Origin of the sequence: Pseudomonas khavaziana (assembly GCF_036704165.1) — a bacterium.
Taxonomy (GTDB): domain Bacteria; phylum Pseudomonadota; class Gammaproteobacteria; order Pseudomonadales; family Pseudomonadaceae; genus Aquipseudomonas; species Aquipseudomonas khavaziana.
Window position 1 is genome coordinate 155,135 of record NZ_CP129946.1, and the last position, 20,984, is coordinate 176,118.

The following is a 20,984-nucleotide window of genomic DNA, read 5'->3' on the forward strand; positions in this document are numbered from 1 at the left end:
GGACTAATATTTCTAGCTTCTTATTCAATTCAAGAGGCCTAATCATGAAGAAAGCACCCACGCTAAAGATAGAAATTGGCGACCCCACCCATATCCTCCACCTGCGCTACCAAGTGCTCTATCCCGGCAAACCGTTCGAAACGGCGGCCGTTTATCTCTATAGCAATGGCATTTATCTGATCCTCTCACCCGGTGAACATCATTGGGGCGTGTACGTCACCATTGGCGACTCGGACAATCCGACCTGGGCGATGAGCTTCATTTCATTACCTTCCGATGACTGGGGTGAAAACCTGGCTCGACATGATCTAACGTTCAATCGAATCAGCAACGTATTTACCCAACAGCTGTACATACAAGACGATCAGAACGCTGCTAAACAACATGGTACGTTCGAGCGTTTCCCCAATAACGTGGCCGATCCGACCACGTTGAACTGGGAAAACATCCCTCAACCGAAGTAGATATCGCTACGCGTCCACGGCAGTTCATGGCTGCCATCTGCATGGGGCTTGATTGCAAGAATTTGATGCAGATTTATCCAGCCCCGGGCAAACGCATAAGCGCAACCGGCCAGGTACAGGCGCCAGATACGCAACGCCTGCTCCGGTACCATCTTCGCCGCCGCTTCCAGGTTGTCTTCCAGGCGCTCGCTCCAATGGTCCAAAGTGCGTGCATAGTGCAAACGCAAACTTTCGACATCGACCACTTCCAGCCCGACTTCACTGATCTCAGCGGTCATCATCGCCAGGTGCGGCAGCTCCCCATTGGGGAACACGTAGCGTTCGATAAAGTCCCCGGCACCACGGCCTACTGGGCGGCCGTCAGTGTGCTTGGCGGTAATGCCATGGTTCATCACCAGGCCACCTTCGCGTACGGCGCCAAACAGGGTTTGGCAATACTGCGCCAGGTTGGCGTGGCCGACGTGTTCGAACATGCCCACGCTCACCACTTTGTCGAAACGACCGTCCTGGGGCAGGTCGCGGTAATCAAGGAGTTGCAGGTCGACCTGATCTTCCAGGCCTTCGGCTTTCACGCGCTCCTTGGCCAGCGCCAGTTGCTCCTTGCTCAGGGTGATGCCAAACACCTTGACCCCGAATTCCCGCGCCGCAAACCGCGCAAGTCCGCCCCAACCACAACCCACATCGAGCAGATACTCACCCGGTTGCAGCCGCAACTTGCGGCACAGATGGCGGAATTTGTCTTGCTGGGCCTGGTCGATTGATTCGCTGCCGGTTTCGAAATAACCGCAGGAATACGCCATGTCCTGATCCAGCCAGAGCTGGTAGAACTCGTTGGACAAGTCGTAGTGATAGGAAATGGCTGCCGCGTCGGTGGCCTTGTCATGGATCGAGCGTACCGGACGGCTGCCCTCGTCGTCATCGACCAAGGCGTGACTCAATTCATCACAGACCCGGATTACTTCGGAGATGGAGCCTTCCAGCTCCAGTTTGCCTTCGACGAAAGCTTCGCCCAGAGCGTCGAGCGTTGGATAGCTCAGCTTGGACACGACCGTGGGATCCTTGACCACGATGGTCACACTGGGCTCGGGGCCCAAGTTGAATTCATGGCCGTCCCAGAGTCGAAGACGCAGCGGTAGCTGAAGATTCTGTAAGGCCGGTGGAAGTTGCGCGAGCATGAGTAGTCCCCCCTTGTTTCAGACGTCTGCAGTGAGGGTAGACCATCCCAAACAAAGTAGGAAGCTATCGATCGATAGCACCTTTCTATGGCACTCGTCGCTCGAGCAAACCGTCCTGGATCCACTGTTTCAGCCATGTGACCGCTTGCAGTGGTGCGCCCTCTTCATAAGTGACTACCAACTGCGCACACAGTTCTGAAAAACTCCAACCGGTGGTCACCATCCCCGCCAGAGCAAAGGCTTCTCCGGGCTCCAGGCTGCGGTAGTGGCACACATTCTCATGGCGCCACACCAGGCAGAGTTGCGCCAGATTCAGAGCTTGGCTGCCGGGGAAATCCGATTCATCCTTGCTGGCCCGCCAGATCGCCACCGTATTGAAACGGCATAGCAACTGCTGCACTGAAGGCGCGAGGATGACCTGCAACGTCGGCCAGTCTTCAGACGCCAGTTGCGCCATGTCATTCAAGGTCAGCGGCGCCCCCTGAGGCGCATCAAACGCGAGGGTGAACGCCCACTCCAAGCGCGCCATTTCAGCCAGCGGCGCACTTTGTTCTGCGACCAGGTGCTCAAGGATAAACACTGCGAAGCGCCCACCCAGCCAGCGCAGGCTGTAGTGGGCCGAGGGATATCGACGGATATAGGCTTGGGTCAGCAAGGCAAACTCATCATCTCCCAGCCAATACCAGATGGCGCCGAAGTCATGGCGCAGCACTTCCTGCAATCGCGACAGGTAGGCGTTGTGATAAATGGCCAGCCCCGTGTCTACGTCCAGCGTCGGCCCACCCAGCAAGGTGGCGGCAAAGCTACTATTGGCGACGGACGTTTCGGATAACAGATGCTGCTCAAAAGCCAATTGCCAGTCGATCAGGCGCATAGCGATCTCCGGGCCAAGGCGCTGGCACCCAGTTCACGGGCCTTGCTCAATTCGGTGAGTAACTCTTCGAACGGCGGGAAATGGTCATCGCGCTCCAAGAGTGTCGACACCGGGCCAAAATGCTCCAGGGTCTGCTGATACAGCGCCCATACCGGGTCGCACACCGGATGGTCATGGGTGTCGACCACGTAGTGGCCGTAGTCCATATGCCCCGCCAGGTGCAGTTGGCGGATGCTCTCGGGCGGCAGGTTGCGAATAAACGTCCAGGCATCGAACCCATGGTTACGCGAGCTGACGTAGACGTTATTGACGTCCAACAACAACTGGCATCCGCTCAGGTGGGCCAGGGCGTTGAGGAATTCCCACTCGGTAAAGTCATCGGTCTTGGAGCGCACGTAGCTGGAAACGTTTTCCAGTACCAGCGGGCGCTGCAACACATCCTGCACCTGACGCACACGGCCGGCCACGTGGTAGAGGCTTTCTTCGGTGTAGGGCAGAGGCAGCAGGTCATGCAACTGGTGCGCGTTGCCGCGGCTCCAGCACAGGTGATCGGAAATCCACGCCGGCTGGATGCGCTCGGCGAGCTGTTTGATTTGCTCCAGGTATTCGGTATCGAGGGCATGGGGCCCGCCGATGGACAAGGACACGCCATGCATCACCAGGGGATAACGCTCGGCTATGGCATCCAGGTAGTACAAGGCTTTGCCGCCCGGCACCAGATAATTCTCGGAGATCACTTCGAACCAATCCACCGCAGGAGATTGCGCCAGGATCTGCTCATAGTATTCGTTGCGTAAACCCAGGCCGTAACCCAGGGAGGGGAAGGAACTGCTCATCATGAACTCCCGCAAAAGTGTCCGCAGCGGTGGAGCGGGACCGCTACGGTTGCACTCGGTTGTCGCTTACTCGCCGACTTTGCCGCCAGCCTCGTCGCAAGCAGCCTTGGTCATAGCCTTGAAGCCGTGGCCTTTGCAGACAGCCTGGCCTTTGCAAGCGTTTTCGGCGGTCTTGCAATCGTTCATGCCTTTGCAGGAGGTGACGCCGTAGCAATGAACCGAAGCCTCGGCAGCCTGTACCTGGGTGGCGACACCGGCAAACATGGAAGCGGCAGCGATTGCCAGGGCTGCACCGGAAACGGCTTGTTTGATGTTCATTGTGTAGTCCTCATAAATCGGTAGTGGAGTCGGTCTGAACGGATTGCTCAGTCTCGACACACCACTAGAGTGAGGCCCCCCAACGACGTTACAGCCGTATGCAAATATTTCTGAAATTACTCATCGAGCTTCAACAGCGGCTCCTGGAAGCGCAATAAACGCCCGGCGTTACCCAGCACCAGCAAGGTGCTGAGGTTATGCAACACCGCCGCGATCATGGCGCCCGCCGCACCCAGCCAGCCAAACGCTGCGAACACCACAATGGCCAGGGTCCAGCCCAAGCCGATGATCACGTTCACCTGCAACGTCTGCCGGCACTGGCGACTCAAGCGCACACAGGTGCCCAGGCGGCGCAAGTCGCTGCCGATCAACACCACGTCCGCCGACGCCAGGGCGATGTCCGCACCGCCCGCGCCCATCGCCACGCCGACCACACCGGCCTTGAGCGCCAGGGAGTCGTTGATGCCATCACCCACCACCATCGGCCGGAAGCCGCTGCTGATTTCCCCCAGCACGCGGTTGAGCTTGTCTTCCGGCAGGGCCTGGGCTTCGACATCACTGATGCCCACATCCAGCGCCAGGCTATCGGCCACGCTTTGGCGGTCACCGGTCAGCAGCAGTTGGCGGCCCAGACCCAAGTCGCGCAGTTCTTGCAGGGCCTGGCGTGCTTCCGGCTTGACGCTGTCGGCCAGCAGCAACCAGGCCAGGAACTCGCCGTTCAACGCCAGCCCGGCGATCGGGCCGTCATGGGTGGGAACGCCGGTAGTGACGATGCCCAACTGTTCGAACAATTCCGGGCGCCCGAGCGCCGCTTCGCCCTGCTCGGTCTGTGCCACTACGCCCAAGCCTTGGCGCTCGCGAATGTCGGTGAGTGCCAGCATTTGTTCCTGGGTCGCCAACCCCGCTAACGCTCGGCTGACCGGGTGACTGCTCGCAGAACCGAGGCTGGCCGCCAGGTTCAGCAACGCCTGGCGATCCGGCGCGGTGGTGTCGATAGACTGCAGGCGCAAAGTGCCGAAGGTCAGGGTGCCGGTCTTGTCGACCACCAGCGACGTCAGGTCGGCCAGCTCTTCAAGGAACGCCGAGCTGCGAATCAGAATCCCGTGGCGCGCCGCCACGGCGATCCCGGCAATCGCCGTGGCCGGCGCCGACAACACCAGGGCGCACGGGCATGCCGCCACCAGCACGGCGAGCATGGCCTGGGCGTCATTGGTGACAAACCAGGTCACCGCCGCCAGCAATAGCACCAGCACCATATAGCTGCCGGCATAGCGCTCCAGCAGCCGGGTGATCGGCGGCTTGGAACGCTCGGCGTTCTGCATCAGTGCGATGACTTTGCCCAGGGTCGACTCATTGCCGGTGCGCGTCACTTCAAGGCGTAACAAACCATCGAGGTTGATCGCACCTCCAAACACCTGCACCCCGACGCTGGCTTCCAATGGCACCGACTCGCCGGTAATCGGCGCCGTATCCAGGCTCGCCTGGCCGGACAGCACTACACCATCGGCCGGCACGCGGTCACCGGCGCGCACTTCGACGATATCGCCGGTGTTCAGGGTGCCGTTATCCACTTCGGTAATGGTGCCGTCCGTCTGCACCAGGCGGGCGTGGCTGCGGGTGAGTTTGCCCAGCGCATGGATCGCTTCCTGGGAGCCGATCACACTGCGCTCTTCCAGCACATGCCCGAAGATCATGATGATCGGCAACAGCGCTGCGGTGAGCAGATCGCCGGTAGCCCAGGCGCCGAGCATGGCCAGGGCAATCAATTGGTCGGTAATGCCGTGCAGGCTCGGAAAGCGCAGGCTGTACCAGGCCGAACGCATCACCGGCACCGCCACCAACAGCGAAGCCACGCCCAGCAGCAACTGGCTCACGCCGCTCTGGTCCGGCGCCAGCCAGCGCCATACCAGGCCCAGTACCAGCAGCCCCAAGGCGAGCATGGCCAGGGTCAATTGCCGGGCAGCGCTACGCTGCTCGGCGGAAGTCAGCATGGGTGCGCTCATTGTTCGGCTCCCTGGATGATCAAGCGGGAGTCGTCCTTGGGATCGACGGTGGTGACGGAGCCGGCCTGACCGAGAATCTTCGGCATGCGCTCGCGGTAAAGGCGCAACAGCAGGCCTGGGTCTTTTACCTGAGCCAGGCTGGCGACAGTAGCCGTTTGCGCCTGGGCATTGGCCAAGCGTTCGCTGGCCTGGGCGTGGGCGACTTGCACCTGGCGGTCAGCTTCCTGATTAGCGCTCTGGGTAAGTTTTTCCGCTTCGGTGCGCGCATTGGCCACGGCTTTATCGGCTTGCTGGCTGGCGGTCAGTACCGCATTGAAAGCATTCACCGCCGGGCCCGGCAGGCTCGATTGCACATCGACGCGGGTGACTTCGACGCCCAGGCCCAAACCGTTGGCGGTCAATTCGGCCAGGCGTTTATTGATGCCTTGAACCAGATCGCCGCGCAGTCGCTCGCGGCGTTCGGCGGCGCCATTGTCGCTGCCGATCAGTTCCGGGCGGGCTACCAGGATGGTGTCCAGATCCCGCGCCGCGGTGAGGGCCACAGCGCTGCGGGTCACCAGCCGATCCAGGGCAGGCAACACGTGCTCGCCTTGCAATACGAAAGCGTAGGGCTCGGTCACCTTATAGAAAACCCGCACGTCCAACTGCACTACCCCGGCATCGCCAGTCAGCAGATAACCGGAACCAGCCAAGGCATCGCTCAACGGCGTAGCGAAACTGGCCACGCGATCAGCCTGCAGCGCCGCGTCGGAACGTAGCAGGTTTTCTACCCGGCGCTCGATCACCCGGTCCGCCGCCGGCAGCAACACCACCTGCTCGAAGGGCTGCGGCCAGGCCAGCAACAGCCCGGCGTTCTGAATGCGATCAAGGGCGCCGAAGTGCAGGACCACGGCGCGATTCTGCGGGTCGATCTGACGCACATTGGAAAAGGCCCACGCCAACGCCGCCAACACGGTGACCGCGTACAGCGCCAGGAAAGTCAGGCGCCCGGCCTGGATCCATGGGCTGTCCGGGCTGTCACGCTCGCTCATGGCTGGATGTCCTTCGGCCCATCCACCAGTGCGCGAAACGGCGCAGCGTCGGTGCGCAGGATAATCCTGGTGCCTGGGGTAACTACCGTCCCCAAGGTGTCCAGCGAGCGCAGCAGGTTGTACAGCTGTGGATTACCGGCGTAGGCGCGGCCATAAATCTGCGCGGCTTCGACTCGCGATTGCGCTTCGATATCGGCGGCTTTCACCGTGGCATCGGCCTGCACGATGCGCGCATCACGCTCGGCGGCGGAGCGGATCTGCGCCGCCTCGCGCTTGCCCACGGCAGTGCGTTCAGTGGCGATGGTTTCCCGCTCAGCGCGCATGCGGTCGACCGTGGCGGTGAGGGTCACCGATGGCAACGTCAGGCGCTCGATGCCGACTTGGGCCACACGCACGCCATAAGTGGTGAGCAATTGTTGATCAATCTGCTGGCGCAACTGCGCTTCGAAATCAGCAATGCGCACTTGGCTGGCATCGGTATTGATCAGGCTGGACAAGTCAAAGCTGGCCGCGGTGGTCTCCAGCGCCGAACCGACGAAGGTGCGGATCTGCCGTGCCGCTTCATCCGGCTGGTTCTGCACCGCGCGCATAAAGCGCTGCACATTGTCGGCATCGCCCTGTACCTGCCACGCCACATAGGCCTGCACGATAATCCGCAGACCATCGCGGGTGCCCACATCCTGCAAGCCGCTGGACGTGGTGCGCAGGCGCAGGTCCACCGGGATCGCCGCTTCGAACGGTGCCGGCCAGCGCCAGCCCAGGCCCGGTTCCAACAGCACCCGTGCGGGGTTGCCGAAGCGGGTAATCACCGTGGCCTCGCCGGAGCGCACCTGCACCAGGCTCGCCGCTGCCGCGGCAAACAGTACCAGCAACACCGCCCAGGCCATGCGGCGCCAAGGAAAAGGCCCGCTCGCCTGCTCATCGCCGTGATGATGATGGTGGTGGCCGTGATGATGGTGATGACCGTGATCGTGAGAATGAGCGCTCAACAGACAGACTCCTTATTGAACGGCTTTGCGCGGCACCGAAGGATCGGCGGGCAAAGTGAAAGAACGCAGATCGATCGTCGGCGCACTGCCGGCGCCCAAACGATGGTCCAGAATAAGCAGCTTGGCGTGGGCCAGGCCCTGGCTCAGTTGGCCCAGGTATTGTTCCAGCACGAAGGCCTGGCCGGCGGCGGCGTAGGCTTTTTGTTCGGCGGTAAAGCGCAGGTTCGCCGCTTGCGCGCCGGCATTCACCTCGCGGGCGTTGGCCTGGGCTTGATCCCGGGCAGTGCTGGCTTGCAACAGCGCTTGGTTGGTTTGCTCGCTGGCTGCACCGCGTTCCCGGGCGATCAGGGCCTGGGCGCCGATCTGCGCGGCTTGCACACCATGGTAAGCGTTGGCGGCACCGGCCGGCGGGTGGATCGCCTCGACCACCGTAGCGAGGATTTCCACACCGCTGTCGAGTGTTTGCAGGTCGGCTTGCACGCTGCGGCCAATCTCGTCGGCGAGGCTGGTGCGTTGTTCACCGAGCAATTCGTCAAGGGTGCGCGAGGCGAAGTCATGCACCAGGATGCGGCTGGCGGTGCTGCGGATCAGGGTCGGGATATCAGCGCTGTTATAGGTGGCGGCGAGCGCGGCCTGGTCGGTAAGGCCGATACGGTAGACAAAACGCACGTCCATATTGACGATCTGGAAGCCCTGCTTATCGCCGCTGCTGCTGGCAATGACCTGGGACTTGTCATTTACATGGCTGGCGTCCCACAAGCGGTTGGCGATCAACGGCGCCGGGCCTTCGGCAGCGGCCAACGGCGCCGTGGCGGCTTCGCTGACGCTGGTCGCCAGCTCATGCACCACGCCGTTTTCGACGTTCAGCACACGGCCCAACGGCCACGGTAAACCCGCATGCAGGCCAGGGCCGAACACCTCGACCGGTTTGCCAAAGCGCTCATAAATCCCACGCCCTTGCAGGGGCACCTCATGCACGCCGGTCAGCGCCCAACCGACCGCCATCACCACCAGCAGCACCGGCAAAAACGCCCGGCGCATATAGGTAAAGGCCCAGATCTGGCGCAGGTCGATACCGAAACGGTTGTGCAGCTCATGTTGCAACGCCAGCAAGGGTTGTGGCGGCCAACGCAGCAGGCCGGCGATAAAACTCTGCGCCATCAAGCGCGGTTCGAGACGCGGCTGGCGTGGGCTGAACAGCGACAGTACGCCTCTGAGCAGGAACTCCAACGCCACCAGCGCCGGCAACAGGCCGACAAGTGTCGCCAGACGCAGCGGCCAAACCGACTCGGCATTGGCAAACAGCAGGCAGATTGCACTGACCAGCAGGCAGATAATCGCCACCCGGCTCAACTGCGCCAGCTGTGAAGCTTCCGGCCATTGGGCGGCGGTTTCCTGGGCGAGGCGACGTTCAAACACCAGCAGACCGAACGCCAGCGCCAACGCCAGCGCCGCGCCGATGCTTGCCGATTGACCGACGGCCGCCGCGGGCAAGGCCAGGTTCCAGAACTGGGTAACACTGACCAACGCCAGCAGGGCCCAGCCACCCAACCACAATACCGGCGCGCCGACCTGGGCCAGCAGACCATTGCCGAAACGGTTGATCAGGCCCTTGTGCCAAGTGGTGGGCTCGCTGGGTTTTTCGTTCAGTTCGGTGCTTGGCGCCTCCAGCGCCTGGGCGCGCCAATCGGCCACCCACCAGGCCGACTGTAACCCGGCTACCAGCACCAACAGGGCCGAAGCGCAGTTGATCAACACCACCGGCCAGATCGACAGCGGCGCAAACAACGCCACGAACAACGCCAGTACCCAAGCACTGATAGCCAGGGCCGTCAGGCTGATGCCGGCCTGGCGCAGTTGACGGGCATGGAACAACCCCTGCTGAAAACGTGCAAGGCCCTCAACCGAGGCGCCGTCAGCTTCTAGATCCACTTGCATCCACTCAACGCCCGCGTGTACATAATTCGTTACGATATAACACGAAGCGTGAAATTTTTGTTCGCTTTTGAACCCAGCCTGGATCCCCTGTGGGAGGGGGCTTGCTCCCGATGGCATTGGGTCAGTAAGTAGATGGGTTGGCTGATGCACCGCTATCGGGAGCAAGCCCCCTCCCACATTTGCCTCACGGTGTTCTCTGGATTGTGACTAACCCCCTATAAACACGAGCTATCACTAGTGTCGGCGGCAATAAGTCGGCACACTCCTGAACAGTTTTTCGCGGGCCCACGGACAAGGAAGCGCCACCCCCATGATTTCCATCTACCAACTCAAACCGCGGTTCCAGAACCTGCTGCGCCCCCTCGTGCAGCGTCTCTACGACAACGGCACCACCGCCAATCAGATCACCGTTCTGGCCGGGGTGATTTCTCTGCTGGTCGGCGCCTTGATTGCCGGCTTTGCCCAGCACCTCTGGCTGTTTGCGCTGATCCCGCTGTGGATGATTGTGCGCATGGCGCTCAACGCCATCGACGGCATGCTCGCCCGGGAATTCGGCCAGCAGTCACGCCTAGGCGCCTACCTCAATGAACTGTGCGATGTGATTGCCGACAGCGCGTTGATCCTGCCCTTTGCCTTGATCCCCGGCGTGAGCCTGGCGCCGGTACTGCTGGTGACGCTGCTGGCGGTATTCAGCGAGTACGCCGGAGTGCTGGGGCCGATGGTGGGTGCATCCCGCCGCTATGACGGGCCGATGGGCAAGAGTGATCGGGCCTTCGTACTCGGTGTGCTGGCCACCGGTGTGGCGTTGGGCTGGCTCGGCGCGGGCTGGGTCGAGGCGGTGATGTGGCTGGTGGCTGCCCTGCTCGCCTACACCTTGGTCAACCGGGTGCGTCAGGGCCTCAAAGAACAACAACACACTCCCCCTTCTGCATAAGGATTTTGCGATGCGCGAACAGCAACAGCACACCTGCAGTACCCATGATGGCGTCGAGCTTTTCTACCGGCACTGGCCGGCTACCGCCACCGCGGGGCCGCGCAAGGCAATCCTGTTGTTCCATCGCGGCCATGAGCACTCCGGGCGTATTGCCCACCTGGTAGATGAATTGGGCTTGCCGGAGTTTGATTTTTTCGCCTGGGACGCCCGCGGCCACGGCCAGTCGCCCGGCGAGCGCGGTGACAGCCCCAGCTTTGCCACCAGTGCCCGTGATGCGCAGACCTTCTGTGACCACATCGGCGCCACCCATGGCATCGAAGAGCAAAACCTCGCCGTGATCGCCCAAAGCGTCGGCGCGGTGATCGCGGCCACCTGGGTCCACGACTACGCGCCGAAGATCCGCGCCCTGGTGCTCGCCTCGCCGGCCTTCAAGGTCAAGCTGTACGTACCCTTCGCCCGCCCGGGCCTGGCCTTGATGCGCAGGTTCCGGGGCAACTTTTTCGTCAACAGCTACGTCAAGGCCAAGTTCCTCAGCCATGACCCGGAGCGCGTAGCGTCCTACGACAGCGATCCGTTGATCACCAAGGCCATTTCGGTGAATGTGCTATTGGGCCTCTACGAAGCAGCGGATAGGGTTGTAGCCGATGCCCAGGCGATCCAGGTGCCGACCCAACTGCTGATCTCCGGCTCCGATTTTGTGGTGCACCGTAAACCCCAGCAGCAGTTTTTCGAGCGCCTCGGCAGCCTGAAAAAAGAGCTGCATATCCTCCCCGGTTTCTTCCACGACACCCTTGGCGAACGTGACCGTGCCGTGGCCGTGAACAGCGCCAAACGCTTTATCCTGCAGAACTTCGCTCACCCGCTGGATCGCGCCTGTCTGCTGGACGCCGACAAACTTGGCGCCACCTGCGCCGAATCCGAATCCCTTGCCGCACCGTTGCCACGCAATTCCCTGCGCGACCTGTACTGGCGCATGACCCGCGCCAGCATGGGCCTGGGCAAGAATCTGTCGGACGGAGTAAAGCTGGGCTTCGACACCGGTTTCGACTCCGGCAGCACCCTTGACTACGTGTACCGCAACAAACCCACCGGCAAGGGCGCGTTGGGACGGATGATCGACACCAACTACCTCAATTCCATCGGCTGGCGTGGTATTCGTCAGCGCAAACTGAACGTCGAAGAGCTGCTGCGCCTGGCGATGGCCAAGCTGCGTGAGGATGATCGCCAAGTACGTATTGTCGATATTGCCGCCGGCCACGGCCGTTACATTCTGGAGGCTTTGCAGGGCGTGTCGCCGTTGCCGGAATCGATCCTGCTGCGCGACTACAGCGACATCAACGTGCGCGACGGTGGCGCGTTGATTCGCGAAAAGGGCCTGGGAGACATCGCCCAGTTCGTCAAAGCCGATGCGTTCGACCGCGCCGACCTGGCCGCCCTGGAACCCAAGCCGACCTTGGCCGTGGTGTCGGGCCTGTATGAGTTGTTCGCCGATAACGCCATGGTCGGCGGTTCATTGGCAGGTTTGGCCGAAGCCGTGGAACCGGGCGGTTATCTGGTGTACACCGGCCAGCCATGGCACCCGCAACTTGAGCTGATTGCCCGTGCACTTACCAGCCACCGCCAGGGCCAGGCCTGGGTGATGCGTCGGCGCAGCCAGGCGGAAATGGACCAGCTGGTCGAGGCCGCGGGCTTTCGCAAGATCACCCAGCGCGTGGATGACTGGGGCATCTTTACGGTGTCCCTGGCACAGAAGATCTGAACATGCGTGAACCCGGTTTATTGAAACCAGCGGTCCTCTGGCTGCTGCTGTTGACGCCACTGTTTTTCAGCACCTATGGCTTTGCCACCTGGGTCACCAGCCAGCGCAGCGACGTCGGCACGCTGGTGTTTGGCTGGGAAACCCATATGCCGTTCTGGGCCTGGACTATCGTGCCCTATTGGTCCATCGACCTGCTCTACGGCTTCTCGCTGCTGTTGCCCAATACCCGTCATGAGCTGAAACAACATGCGCTGCGCCTGCTGAGCGCGCAGGTCATAGCCGTCGGTTGCTTCCTGATCTGGCCGCTGCGCTTCACGTTCGAACGGCCGGAACTGGACGGCGTGTTCGGCTGGCTGTTCGCGGTGCTGGCAGGTTTTGACAAGCCCTTCAACCAGGCGCCGTCCCTGCATATCGCGCTGCTGGTGATCCTGTGGGTCATGTATCAGCGGCACACCCAGCGGGTATGGCGCTGGCTGGTACATGGCTGGTTCGCGTTGATCGGCATTTCGGTGCTGACCACTTATCAACATCACTTTATCGACTTACCCACAGGCGCCCTCGCAGGATGGTTGTGCGTATGGCTATGGCCAGTAGAACACCCAAGCCCCTTGTTGAATGCGCGACTGACGCGCAATCCCCAACGCTGGCGACTGGGAGTGCGCTATGGGCTGGGCGCATTGATACTGGCGGTGCTTGCCTTCGTGCTCGGCGGCGGCTGGCTGTGGCTGCTGTGGCCGGCGGTTTCCCTGGCATTGATCAAGGCCAACTACTTCGTGCTAGGCGCGTCAGGCTTTCAAAAACGCGAAGATGGCCGTCTTACTCCCGCAGCGCGCTGGCTATATGCACCCTATCTAGCTGGCGCGTGGATCAATTCACGCTTGTGGACACGCAAACATCCACAGCCCGATCTGATTGTGGATAACGTCTGGCTAGGACGTATCCCCACATCGCGCCACCAGAGTTCATTCAAGGCCATTGTCGATCTGTGCGCCGAACTGCCGATTAATCCACAGGGCCGTGCTTAATGCCTGCGTGCCCGTGCTTGACCTGATCGCACCGACCCCCGAGGAGTGCCTGAAAGCTGCGCACGCTATCGAGCAACTACGCCAGCAAGGCCCTTTGCTGGTGTGCTGCGCCCTTGGTTATTCTCGCAGCGCCACCGCCGCCGCCGCCTGGCTGTTGAACACGCGGCGCGCCGCCACGGTTGATCAAGCACTGACTATCATTCGTACAGCACGGGCCAATGTGGTCCTACACCCCGCACACCGTGAAGCTTTGGAGGGTTTGCCCCATGCCGGTTGATATGGAACTCCAAGTGGTCGCCAGCTTATTGCGCCGTGGCCGTTCGCTGGATCAGTTATCCACAGGCCTGACGCTGCTCGGCGTACTGTTCGGCCTTGCCCAGCTATTGTTGGCCAGTATCTCGACGATCTGCCTGCTGCTCGCCCTGTGGATGATCGTACTGGGCCTGCTGCAAAAATACTGGGCATTGCGCGTGGCCTTCGACGCCGACCTGTTCGCCCTGCTGGCCCGCGACACCACACGCACACCGGATCTCGACCAGGCCCTGCAAACCCTTGGCCTGCAATCGCCCAAACGCGCCGACCGGCCCTGGACCGAACGCCGTCGTGGCGCGCTCAAACTGTTGCGCAAACAAGCCTGGTTGCTGGGCGCACAAGCGCTGCTGACCCTGGGCGTCATCCTCGCCAGCCCTTGGCTGCCTTTCGCCGGATAAGGAATCCCCATGTTCGAACCCGTGGTCGCCACGCTGATTACCTCCATGGCCCGCACCGTCACCGGCGCTCGCAGCCTGTGGCTGGGGTGCGCGCCAGTGCCGGTGCAGCGCATCTATTTCGCCAACCACAGCAGCCACGGCGACTTCGTGCTGGTATGGGCGTCGCTGCCGCAGAACCTGCGCAAGTTCACGCGCCCGGTGGCCGGCAGTGACTACTGGAACAAGAGCGCCTTGCGCCGCTACATCATCAACCGGGTGTTCAACGGTGTGCTGATCGACCGCGAGCGCAAAGAGCCTGTGGATAACCCACTGATGCCCATGCTCGCGGCCCTGGAAGGCGGCGATTCGTTGATCATCTTTCCCGAAGGCACGCGCAATCTGGAGGATGGCTTGCTGCCGTTCAAAAGCGGCTTGTACCACTTGGCAAAGAGTTACCCACAGGCCGAATTGGTCCCTGTGTGGATAGCCAACTTGAACCGGGTCATGCCCAAGGGTCGCGTATTGCCATTGCCGTTGTTATGCACCACCAGCTTCGGTGCCCCCCTGCAACTGGAAGAAGGTGAAGACAAAGCCGCCTTTCTTGCCCGCAGCCGCGAAGCCCTGCTCGCCCTTGCCCCGGAGCATTCCTGAAATGGATAGCCAAACCCTGATGTTATTCGGCGGCATCGGCGCGATCCTGGTCATCGCCTCGTTGATTGGCCTGATCCTCAAACTGCGCACCCGTGGCAGCCCAAACGCAGTCATCGACAACCTCAACGCCCGCATCAACGCCTGGTGGGTGATGGTGGTGGTGATCGGCATCGCCTTCTGGCTCGGCACCGGCGCGGTGATCCTGTTGTTCTACGCGGTGTCGTTCTACGCCCTGCGAGAATTCCTCACCCTCACCCCAACCCGCCGCAGCGACTACCCGGCCCTGGTGGCCGCGTTCTACCTCGCCCTGCCGCTGCAATATGCGCTGATCTACGCCGACTGGTATGGGCTGTTCTCGATCCTCATTCCGGTGTACGTGTTCCTGCTGCTGCCGATCCTCGCCTCCCTGGGCGGCGACAGCACACACTTCCTGGAACGCGCCTCGAAGGTGCAATGGGGGCTGATGATCGCGGTGTTTTGCGTGTCCTTCGTGCCCGCCCTGCTGACGTTGGACATTCCGGGCTACGAAGGCCGCAACCTGCTGCTGATCGCCTACCTGGTGATCGTGGTGCAGCTGTCAGACGTATTGCAGTACGTATGCGGCAAGCTGTTCGGCAAACACAAGATCGCGCCCAACCTGTCACCGTCGAAAACCGTGGAAGGTTTTGTCGGCGGGATACTGTTGTCGTCACTGATCGGTGCAGCGCTGTGGTGGACCACGCCGTTCAACCCTTGGCAGTCGTTCCTGATCGCGCTGCTGATCAACTTGCTGGGCTTTGCCGGCGGGATTGTGATGTCGGCGATCAAGCGTGACCGCGGCGTAAAAGACTGGGGGCACATGATCGAAGGACACGGCGGGATGTTGGATCGCCTGGATTCGGTGTGCTTTGCGGCGCCGATCTTCTTTCACCTCGTGCGTTACTGGTGGACTTGACCCACCCCTTTCACAAACCCAATGCCCCATGTAGGAGCGAGCTTGCTCGCGAAAAACTCACAGGCGCCGCGTTTATTCAGAAAGCACGCGTTATTGTTGACGTTTTTCGCGAGCAAGCTCGCTCCTACAGTAAATGCGGCTGCGGGCTCTTTAAGCAGTGATCTCGACATAGCTGGACTCGCCGCCGCCTGTCGCACCCGACAGCCACCCCCAAACGAAACTCAGCGTGGTGCGCCCTGTGTGATCCACACCGACCGTGCCACGTGACCACCCCGCGAGCAGTTCCCCTTCCAAGGTCAGGCAGTGATAGAGCAGCTCGATGGTATCTGGACCGGTCACCCTTCCGATCTGCGTACCCAGACGAATCCGGCCACCCTGGTAAGTGCTGGAAATCACGCTGTCTTCGACGTGGTAATGAAACACGGTGCCGGTACCGGACAACCCTTGGGCGTTATTCGCGACCACGAACCGACGATTGTGCAAACGTGCGTGGACAGTAGCAGGAGGGTTTTGCATCAATACGCATCCTTGAATTGAGCGAATCCAAAACGTAAAAAAGGGGCTGTTGAAAACAGCCCCTTTTGGGTACGTCAGTAATGCTTACTCCACCGTCACCGATTTGGCCAGGTTACGCGGCTGGTCAACGTCAGTGCCTTTGAGCACGGCAACGTAGTACGACAGCAACTGCAGCGGGATGGTGTAGAGGATCGGCGACAGGGTGTCGTGGATGTGTGGCATGTTGATCACGTGGGTGCCCTCACCATTGGTCATGCCCGCCTTCTCGTCCGCGAAGACGATCAGCTGGCCGCCACGGGCGCGGACTTCCTGCAGGTTGGACTTGAGCTTCTCCAGCAGTTCGTTGTTCGGCGCGACGGTGACCACCGGCATGTCATCATCCACCAGGGCCAATGGGCCGTGCTTGAGCTCGCCGGCCGGGTAGGCTTCGGCGTGGATGTACGAGATTTCCTTGAGTTTCAGCGAGCCTTCCATCGCCACCGGGTATTGCGCGCCACGGCCGAGGAACAGGGTGTGGTTCTTGTCGGCGAACAGCTCGGCGACTTTTTCCACGGTGCTGTCCATGGCCAGGGCTTCGCTAAGGCGGGTTGGCAGGCGGCGCAGTTCTTCTACCAGGGTGGCTTCGACACCTTCGGCGAGGGTGCCGCGTACTTGACCCAGGGACAGGGTCAGCAGCAACAGGCCCACCAGCTGGGTGGTGAAGGCTTTGGTGGACGCCACGCCGATTTCGCGACCGGCCTGGGTCAGCAGGGTCAGGTCGGATTCACGCACCAGGGAGCTGATGCTGACGTTGCAGATGGCCAGGCTGCCGAGGAAGCCAAGTTCCTTGGCGTTGCGCAGGGCGGCCAGGGTGTCGGCGGTTTCGCCGGACTGGGAGATGGTCACGAACAGGGTATCGGGCTGCACCACTACTTTGCGATAGCGGAACTCGCTGGCAACTTCGACTTGGCAGGGAATGCCGGCCAGTTCTTCCAGCCAGTAACGGGCGACCATGCCAGCATGGTAGCTGGTGCCGCAGGCCACGATCTGCACATTGCGCACTTTGGCGAACAGTTCGGCGGCTTGCGGGCCGAAGGCGTTGACCAGTACCTGGTTCTGGCTCAGGCGACCTTCCAGGGTGCGTTGCACCACAGACGGCTGCTCGTGGATTTCCTTGAGCATGAAGTGGCGGAACTCGCCCTTGTCAGCAGCTTCGGCACCGTCGCGGTATTGCACGGCTTCGCGCTCGACGGACTGGCCGTTAACGTCCCAGATCTGCACGCTTTCACGGCGGATGTCGGCAATGTCGCCTTCTTCCAGGTACATGAAGCGGTCGGTCACCTGGCGCAGGGCCAGTTGGTCGGAGGCGAGGAAGTTCTCACCCAGGCCCAGGCCGATCACAAGTGGGCTGCCACTGCGTGCAGCAACCAGGCGATCAGGCTGGCTGGCGCTGATCACGGCCAGGCCGTAGGCGCCATGCAACTCCTTGACGGTGGCCTTGAGGGCGGTGGTCAGGTCACTGTGGTCCTTGAGTTTGTGGTTGAGCAGGTGGGCGATCACTTCGGTGTCGGTATCCGAAGTAAATACGTAGCCCAGCCCCTTGAGCTGTTCGCGCAGCACTTCATGGTTTTCGATGATGCCGTTGTGTACCACCGCCAGGTCACCGGAGAAGTGCGGGTGAGCGTTACGCTCGCACGGCGCACCGTGGGTGGCCCAACGCGTGTGGGCAATCCCCAGGCGACCTACCAGCGGCTCGCCAGCCAGGGCTTGGTCCAGCTCGCTGACCTTGCCCGGGCGGCGCATGCGCTCCAGCTTGCCGGCGTTGGTGAAGACGGCCACACCGGCGCTGTCATAGCCGCGGTACTCCAGACGCTTGAGGCCTTCGATCAGGATGGCAGTAACGTTACGTTCGGCGACTGCGCCAACAATTCCACACATGGTATTTCTCCTAGATGATGGCCGCGCATATCAGCGTAATGCCGCGGGCTTGGATCTGGTCGCGGGCCTCAAGCGGCAGGCGATCATCGGTAATCAGGGTATGGACGCTGCTCCAGGGCAGTTCCAGGTTGGGAATCTTGCGGCCGATCTTGTCGGACTCGACCATCACCACCACTTCACGGGCGACCTCGGCCATGACGCGGCTCAAGCCCAGCAATTCGTTGAAGGTGGTGGTGCCACGCTGCAGATCGATGCCATCGGCACCGATGAATAGTTGGTCGAAGTCGTAGGAACGCAGCACCTGCTCGGCGACCTGGCCCTGGAACGAGTCCGAATGCGGGTCCCAGGTTCCGCCAGTCATCAACAGCACAGGTTCATGTTCCAGTTCGCTCAAGGCGCGGGCCACGTTCAGGGAGTTGGTCATCACCACCAGGCCGGGCTGATGGCCCAGTTCGGGGATCATGGCGGCGGTGGTGCTGCCGCTGTCGATGATGATGCGTGCGTGTTCGCGCAAACGCACCACTGCCGCACGCGCGATGGCGCGCTTGTAAGCCGAGATGGGTTGTGCGGCGTCACCTACCAGCTCCTGGGGCATGGTGATTGCGCCACCGTAGCGACGCAGGAGCAGGCCATTGCTTTCGAGGGCGGCAAGATCCTTGCGGATGGTTACTTCCGAAGTTTCGAAACGCTTGGCCAATTCGTCCACACTGACTTCGCCCTGTTCATTGAGCAAAGTGAGGATATTGTGGCGTCGTTGGGGTGTATTTCGTTTCGACATGGTGATGATAAGTTTCGTTTCGAAAGATAACGAAGGCAATCAAAACCTATTGGCGAAAGATCGTCAAGTGAGATCTCTAAAATAATGCAGCCAAAATGTAGGAGGGGGCTTGCCCCCGATGGCGGTGTGTCAGCCAATGTATATGTGACTGAACCACCGCTATCGGGGGCAAGCCCCCTCCCACATTGGAATTTTGTTGCTGGCGGAATTTTGGATAACTCAGGTTTTCTTGATTTTTACCGGGCGCTTCCATCCATCGATGTTGCGCTGACGGGCACGGGCGACGGCCAACTGAGATTTCTCCACATCCTGGTTGATGGTGGAACCTGCCGCAGTGTTTGAACCATCACCAATGGTGACCGGCGCAATCAACGAGTTGTTGGAGCCGATAAATACATCTTCACCAATAGTCGTTTGGTATTTGTTGGCGCCGTCGTAGTTACAGGTGATCGCACCGGCGCCAATGTTGCTGCGAGCACCGATCACTGCATCACCGAGGTAAGCCAAGTGGCCGGCCTTCGCTTCGTCACCCATTTTCGCGTTTTTCAGCTCGACGAAATTGCCAACGTGCGCTCTCACGCCCATCACAGTACCCGGACGCAACCGTGCAAACGGCCCGGCATCACTACCCTCGCCCATCACGGCACCGTCGATATGGCTGTTAGCCTTGACCACCACGCCTTTGCGCAAGGTGCTGTCCTTGATCACGCAGTTCGGGCCGATGACCACATCGTCTTCGATGATCACACGGCCTTCGAGGATCACGTTGATATCGATCAGCACGTCGCGGCCCACCGTCACTTCGCCACGCACATCGAAACGCGCCGGGTCACGCAGGGTCACGCCCTGGGCCATCAGGCGGCGGCCCTCGCGCAGTTGGTAGTGACGCTCCAGCTCTGCGAGCTGCTTGCGGTCGTTGGCGCCCTGCACTTCCATCGGGTCGTGAGGCTGTTCGGTGGCGACCAGCAGGCCGTCACTCACAGCCATTTCGATCACATCAGTGAGGTAGTACTCGCCCTGGGCATTGTTGTTGGACAGACGGCTCATCCAGTCGCCCAGCTTATCGGCGGGCACGGCAAGAATGCCGGTGTTGCCTTCAGTAATGGCGCGCTGGGCTTCGCTGGCATCCTTATGCTCGACGATGGCGGCAACCTTGCCGTCGGCATTGCGCACAATGCGGCCGTAGCCGGTAGGGTCGTCCAGCTCAACGGTGAGCAGGCCCATCTGGCCAGGCACGACATGTTTGAGCAGACGTTGCAGGGTTTCCACTTCAATCAGCGGTACATCGCCGTAGAGGATCAGCACCGTGTCGGCAGTGATGAAGGGCACGGCTTGCGCAGTGGCGTGGCCGGTGCCCAGTTGTTTGTCTTGCAATACGAAATTCAAGTCGTCCGCAGCCAAACGTTCCCGTACTACATCGGCACCGTGGCCGATCACCACATGAATGCGCTGCGGGTCCAGTTGGCGGGCGCTGTGGATAACATGGCCCAGCATGGAGTTGCCGGCAACCGGGTGCAGCACCTTGGGCAGGGCCGAACGCATACGAGTGCCCTGGCCTGCGGCGAGAATGACGATTTCAAGAGACATGAATGGCTACCAATCCTGGGCGGTCCGGGTTCAGACCAAAGAAGTGTTTTGCAAAAAAAGAAAAAGGGTAGCCGAGGCTACCCTTTTTAATCAATCACGCATGAAGCGTAACGGCATGGCCGCTTACTTCTTGCGGATCTGCTGGAGCGTGCGCAGCTGGGCTGCAGCCTCGGCCAGACGAACTGCAGCAGCGCTGTAGTCGAAGTCTGCGCCTTTTTCGTTCAGCGCCTTCTCGGCAGCCTTGACGGCTTCCTGAGCGGAGGCTTCATCCAGGTCGCCAGCACGTTGCACGGTGTCGGCAAGTACCTTGACCATGTTCGGCTGAACCTCGAGGAAACCACCAGAGATGTAGAACACCTCCTTTTCCCCGCCTTGCTTGGTCAGAGTGATCGGACCTGGCTTCAAGCTGGTGATCAATGGCGCGTGGCCCATGGCAATACCCAGGTCACCGAGTTCGCCGTGTGCAATCACCATTTCTACCAGACCGGAGAAGATTTCCCCTTCCGCGCTGACGATATCGCAATGGACTGTCATAGCCATCTGATTGCCTCAACCTGATGAGCGCC

Annotated in this window: 19 protein-coding genes and 1 pseudogene; 7 read left to right on the forward strand and 13 right to left on the reverse strand. The window is 61.1% G+C overall.

The genetic code is table 11. The features are described 5' to 3' along the window. Positions 1–44 precede the first annotated feature (44 nt). Positions 45–464, forward strand: a complete 420-nt coding sequence (locus tag QYQ93_RS00685; RefSeq protein WP_043048194.1) for a hypothetical protein — start codon at positions 45–47, stop codon at positions 462–464. On the opposite strand, the gene cfaB is transcribed toward QYQ93_RS00685, so the two are convergent. The 8 genes from cfaB to QYQ93_RS00725 all read right to left on the reverse strand — a co-directional run bounded on the left by cfaB (position 452) and on the right by QYQ93_RS00725 (position 9,628). Then, positions 452–1,639 (reverse strand): C17 cyclopropane fatty acid synthase CfaB, encoded by a 1,188-nt coding sequence (gene cfaB / locus QYQ93_RS00690; protein WP_043048195.1) that lies wholly within the window; start codon positions 1,637–1,639, stop codon positions 452–454. The two genes, QYQ93_RS00685 and cfaB, sit on opposite strands and share 13 nt — an antisense overlap. An 85-nt stretch (positions 1,640–1,724) precedes the next feature. Further along, the gene (locus QYQ93_RS00695) at positions 1,725–2,513 is read right to left on the reverse strand and encodes a DNA-binding domain-containing protein (RefSeq protein WP_043048197.1); all 789 of its coding nucleotides are present in this window, start codon (positions 2,511–2,513) and stop codon (positions 1,725–1,727) included. Next, positions 2,504–3,349: a DUF692 domain-containing protein gene (locus QYQ93_RS00700; protein ID WP_338476062.1), complete on the reverse strand. Its 846-nt coding sequence runs from the start codon at positions 3,347–3,349 to the stop codon at positions 2,504–2,506. The genes QYQ93_RS00695 and QYQ93_RS00700 overlap by 10 nt, the downstream gene beginning before the upstream one ends. Positions 3,350–3,415: 66 nt before the next feature. Then, the gene (locus QYQ93_RS00705) at positions 3,416–3,667 is read right to left on the reverse strand and encodes a membrane protein (RefSeq protein WP_043048199.1); all 252 of its coding nucleotides are present in this window, start codon (positions 3,665–3,667) and stop codon (positions 3,416–3,418) included. 116 nt (positions 3,668–3,783) lie between these two features. After that, positions 3,784–5,670: a cation-translocating P-type ATPase gene (locus QYQ93_RS00710; RefSeq protein ID WP_338476065.1), complete on the reverse strand. Its 1,887-nt coding sequence runs from the start codon at positions 5,668–5,670 to the stop codon at positions 3,784–3,786. Continuing rightward, positions 5,667–6,701 carry a protease modulator HflK gene (locus tag QYQ93_RS00715; RefSeq protein WP_338476067.1) on the reverse strand — a complete coding sequence of 345 codons (1,035 nt, stop codon included), beginning with the start codon at positions 6,699–6,701 and terminating at the stop codon, positions 5,667–5,669. Before QYQ93_RS00715 ends, QYQ93_RS00710 begins: the two co-directional genes overlap by 4 nt. Then, positions 6,698–7,693 (reverse strand): protease modulator HflC, encoded by a 996-nt coding sequence (locus tag QYQ93_RS00720; protein ID WP_338477301.1) that lies wholly within the window; start codon positions 7,691–7,693, stop codon positions 6,698–6,700. The genes QYQ93_RS00715 and QYQ93_RS00720 overlap by 4 nt, the downstream gene beginning before the upstream one ends. Positions 7,694–7,702: 9 nt before the next feature. Further along, a complete protein-coding gene (locus QYQ93_RS00725; protein ID WP_338476069.1) occupies positions 7,703–9,628 on the reverse strand; it encodes a protease modulator HflK in 1,926 nt (641 codons plus the stop codon). Positions 9,629–9,938: 310 nt separating this feature from the next. Here QYQ93_RS00725 and QYQ93_RS00730 point away from each other — a divergent pair, with 310 nt between their 5' ends. The 6 genes and pseudogenes from QYQ93_RS00730 to QYQ93_RS00755 all read left to right on the forward strand — a co-directional run bounded on the left by QYQ93_RS00730 (position 9,939) and on the right by QYQ93_RS00755 (position 15,620). Next, entirely contained in the window at positions 9,939–10,562 is a 624-nt protein-coding gene (locus tag QYQ93_RS00730) for a CDP-alcohol phosphatidyltransferase family protein (RefSeq protein ID WP_124413343.1), read from the forward strand. A 10-nt stretch (positions 10,563–10,572) separates the two neighbouring features. Further along, positions 10,573–12,321 (forward strand): bifunctional alpha/beta hydrolase/class I SAM-dependent methyltransferase, encoded by a 1,749-nt coding sequence (locus QYQ93_RS00735; protein WP_338476071.1) that lies wholly within the window; start codon positions 10,573–10,575, stop codon positions 12,319–12,321. Positions 12,322–12,323: 2 nt separating this feature from the next. After that, positions 12,324–13,623 (forward strand): annotated as a pseudogene (locus QYQ93_RS00740) (phosphatase PAP2/dual specificity phosphatase family protein). Beyond that, the gene (locus QYQ93_RS00745) at positions 13,613–14,056 is read left to right on the forward strand and encodes a hypothetical protein (RefSeq protein ID WP_043048211.1); all 444 of its coding nucleotides are present in this window, start codon (positions 13,613–13,615) and stop codon (positions 14,054–14,056) included. Before QYQ93_RS00740 ends, QYQ93_RS00745 begins: the two are co-directional and overlap by 11 nt. Before the next feature lie 9 nt (positions 14,057–14,065). Further along, positions 14,066–14,686 carry a lysophospholipid acyltransferase family protein gene (locus tag QYQ93_RS00750; RefSeq protein WP_043048212.1) on the forward strand — a complete coding sequence of 207 codons (621 nt, stop codon included), beginning with the start codon at positions 14,066–14,068 and terminating at the stop codon, positions 14,684–14,686. Position 14,687: 1 nt separating this feature from the next. Next, the gene (locus tag QYQ93_RS00755) at positions 14,688–15,620 is read left to right on the forward strand and encodes a phosphatidate cytidylyltransferase (protein WP_338476073.1); all 933 of its coding nucleotides are present in this window, start codon (positions 14,688–14,690) and stop codon (positions 15,618–15,620) included. Positions 15,621–15,770: 150 nt separating this feature from the next. Here QYQ93_RS00755 and QYQ93_RS00760 read toward each other — a convergent pair whose 3' ends face one another. The 5 genes from QYQ93_RS00760 to QYQ93_RS00780 all read right to left on the reverse strand — a co-directional run bounded on the left by QYQ93_RS00760 (position 15,771) and on the right by QYQ93_RS00780 (position 20,958). Beyond that, a complete protein-coding gene (locus tag QYQ93_RS00760) occupies positions 15,771–16,136 on the reverse strand; it encodes a hypothetical protein (protein WP_338476074.1) in 366 nt (121 codons plus the stop codon). Between the two features lie 84 nt (positions 16,137–16,220). Then, positions 16,221–18,053 (reverse strand): glutamine--fructose-6-phosphate transaminase (isomerizing), encoded by a 1,833-nt coding sequence (gene glmS, locus QYQ93_RS00765; protein ID WP_338476075.1) that lies wholly within the window; start codon positions 18,051–18,053, stop codon positions 16,221–16,223. Between the two features lie 10 nt (positions 18,054–18,063). Further along, positions 18,064–18,831 (reverse strand): DeoR/GlpR family DNA-binding transcription regulator, encoded by a 768-nt coding sequence (locus QYQ93_RS00770; RefSeq protein WP_043048216.1) that lies wholly within the window; start codon positions 18,829–18,831, stop codon positions 18,064–18,066. Positions 18,832–19,050: 219 nt separating this feature from the next. After that, the gene (gene glmU / locus QYQ93_RS00775) at positions 19,051–20,418 is read right to left on the reverse strand and encodes a bifunctional UDP-N-acetylglucosamine diphosphorylase/glucosamine-1-phosphate N-acetyltransferase GlmU (protein ID WP_338476077.1); all 1,368 of its coding nucleotides are present in this window, start codon (positions 20,416–20,418) and stop codon (positions 19,051–19,053) included. 123 nt (positions 20,419–20,541) lie between these two features. Continuing rightward, complete coding sequence (locus QYQ93_RS00780) at positions 20,542–20,958, reverse strand: F0F1 ATP synthase subunit epsilon (RefSeq protein ID WP_003177061.1); 417 nt, start codon at positions 20,956–20,958, stop codon at positions 20,542–20,544. Between the last annotated feature and the right edge of the window lie 26 nt (positions 20,959–20,984).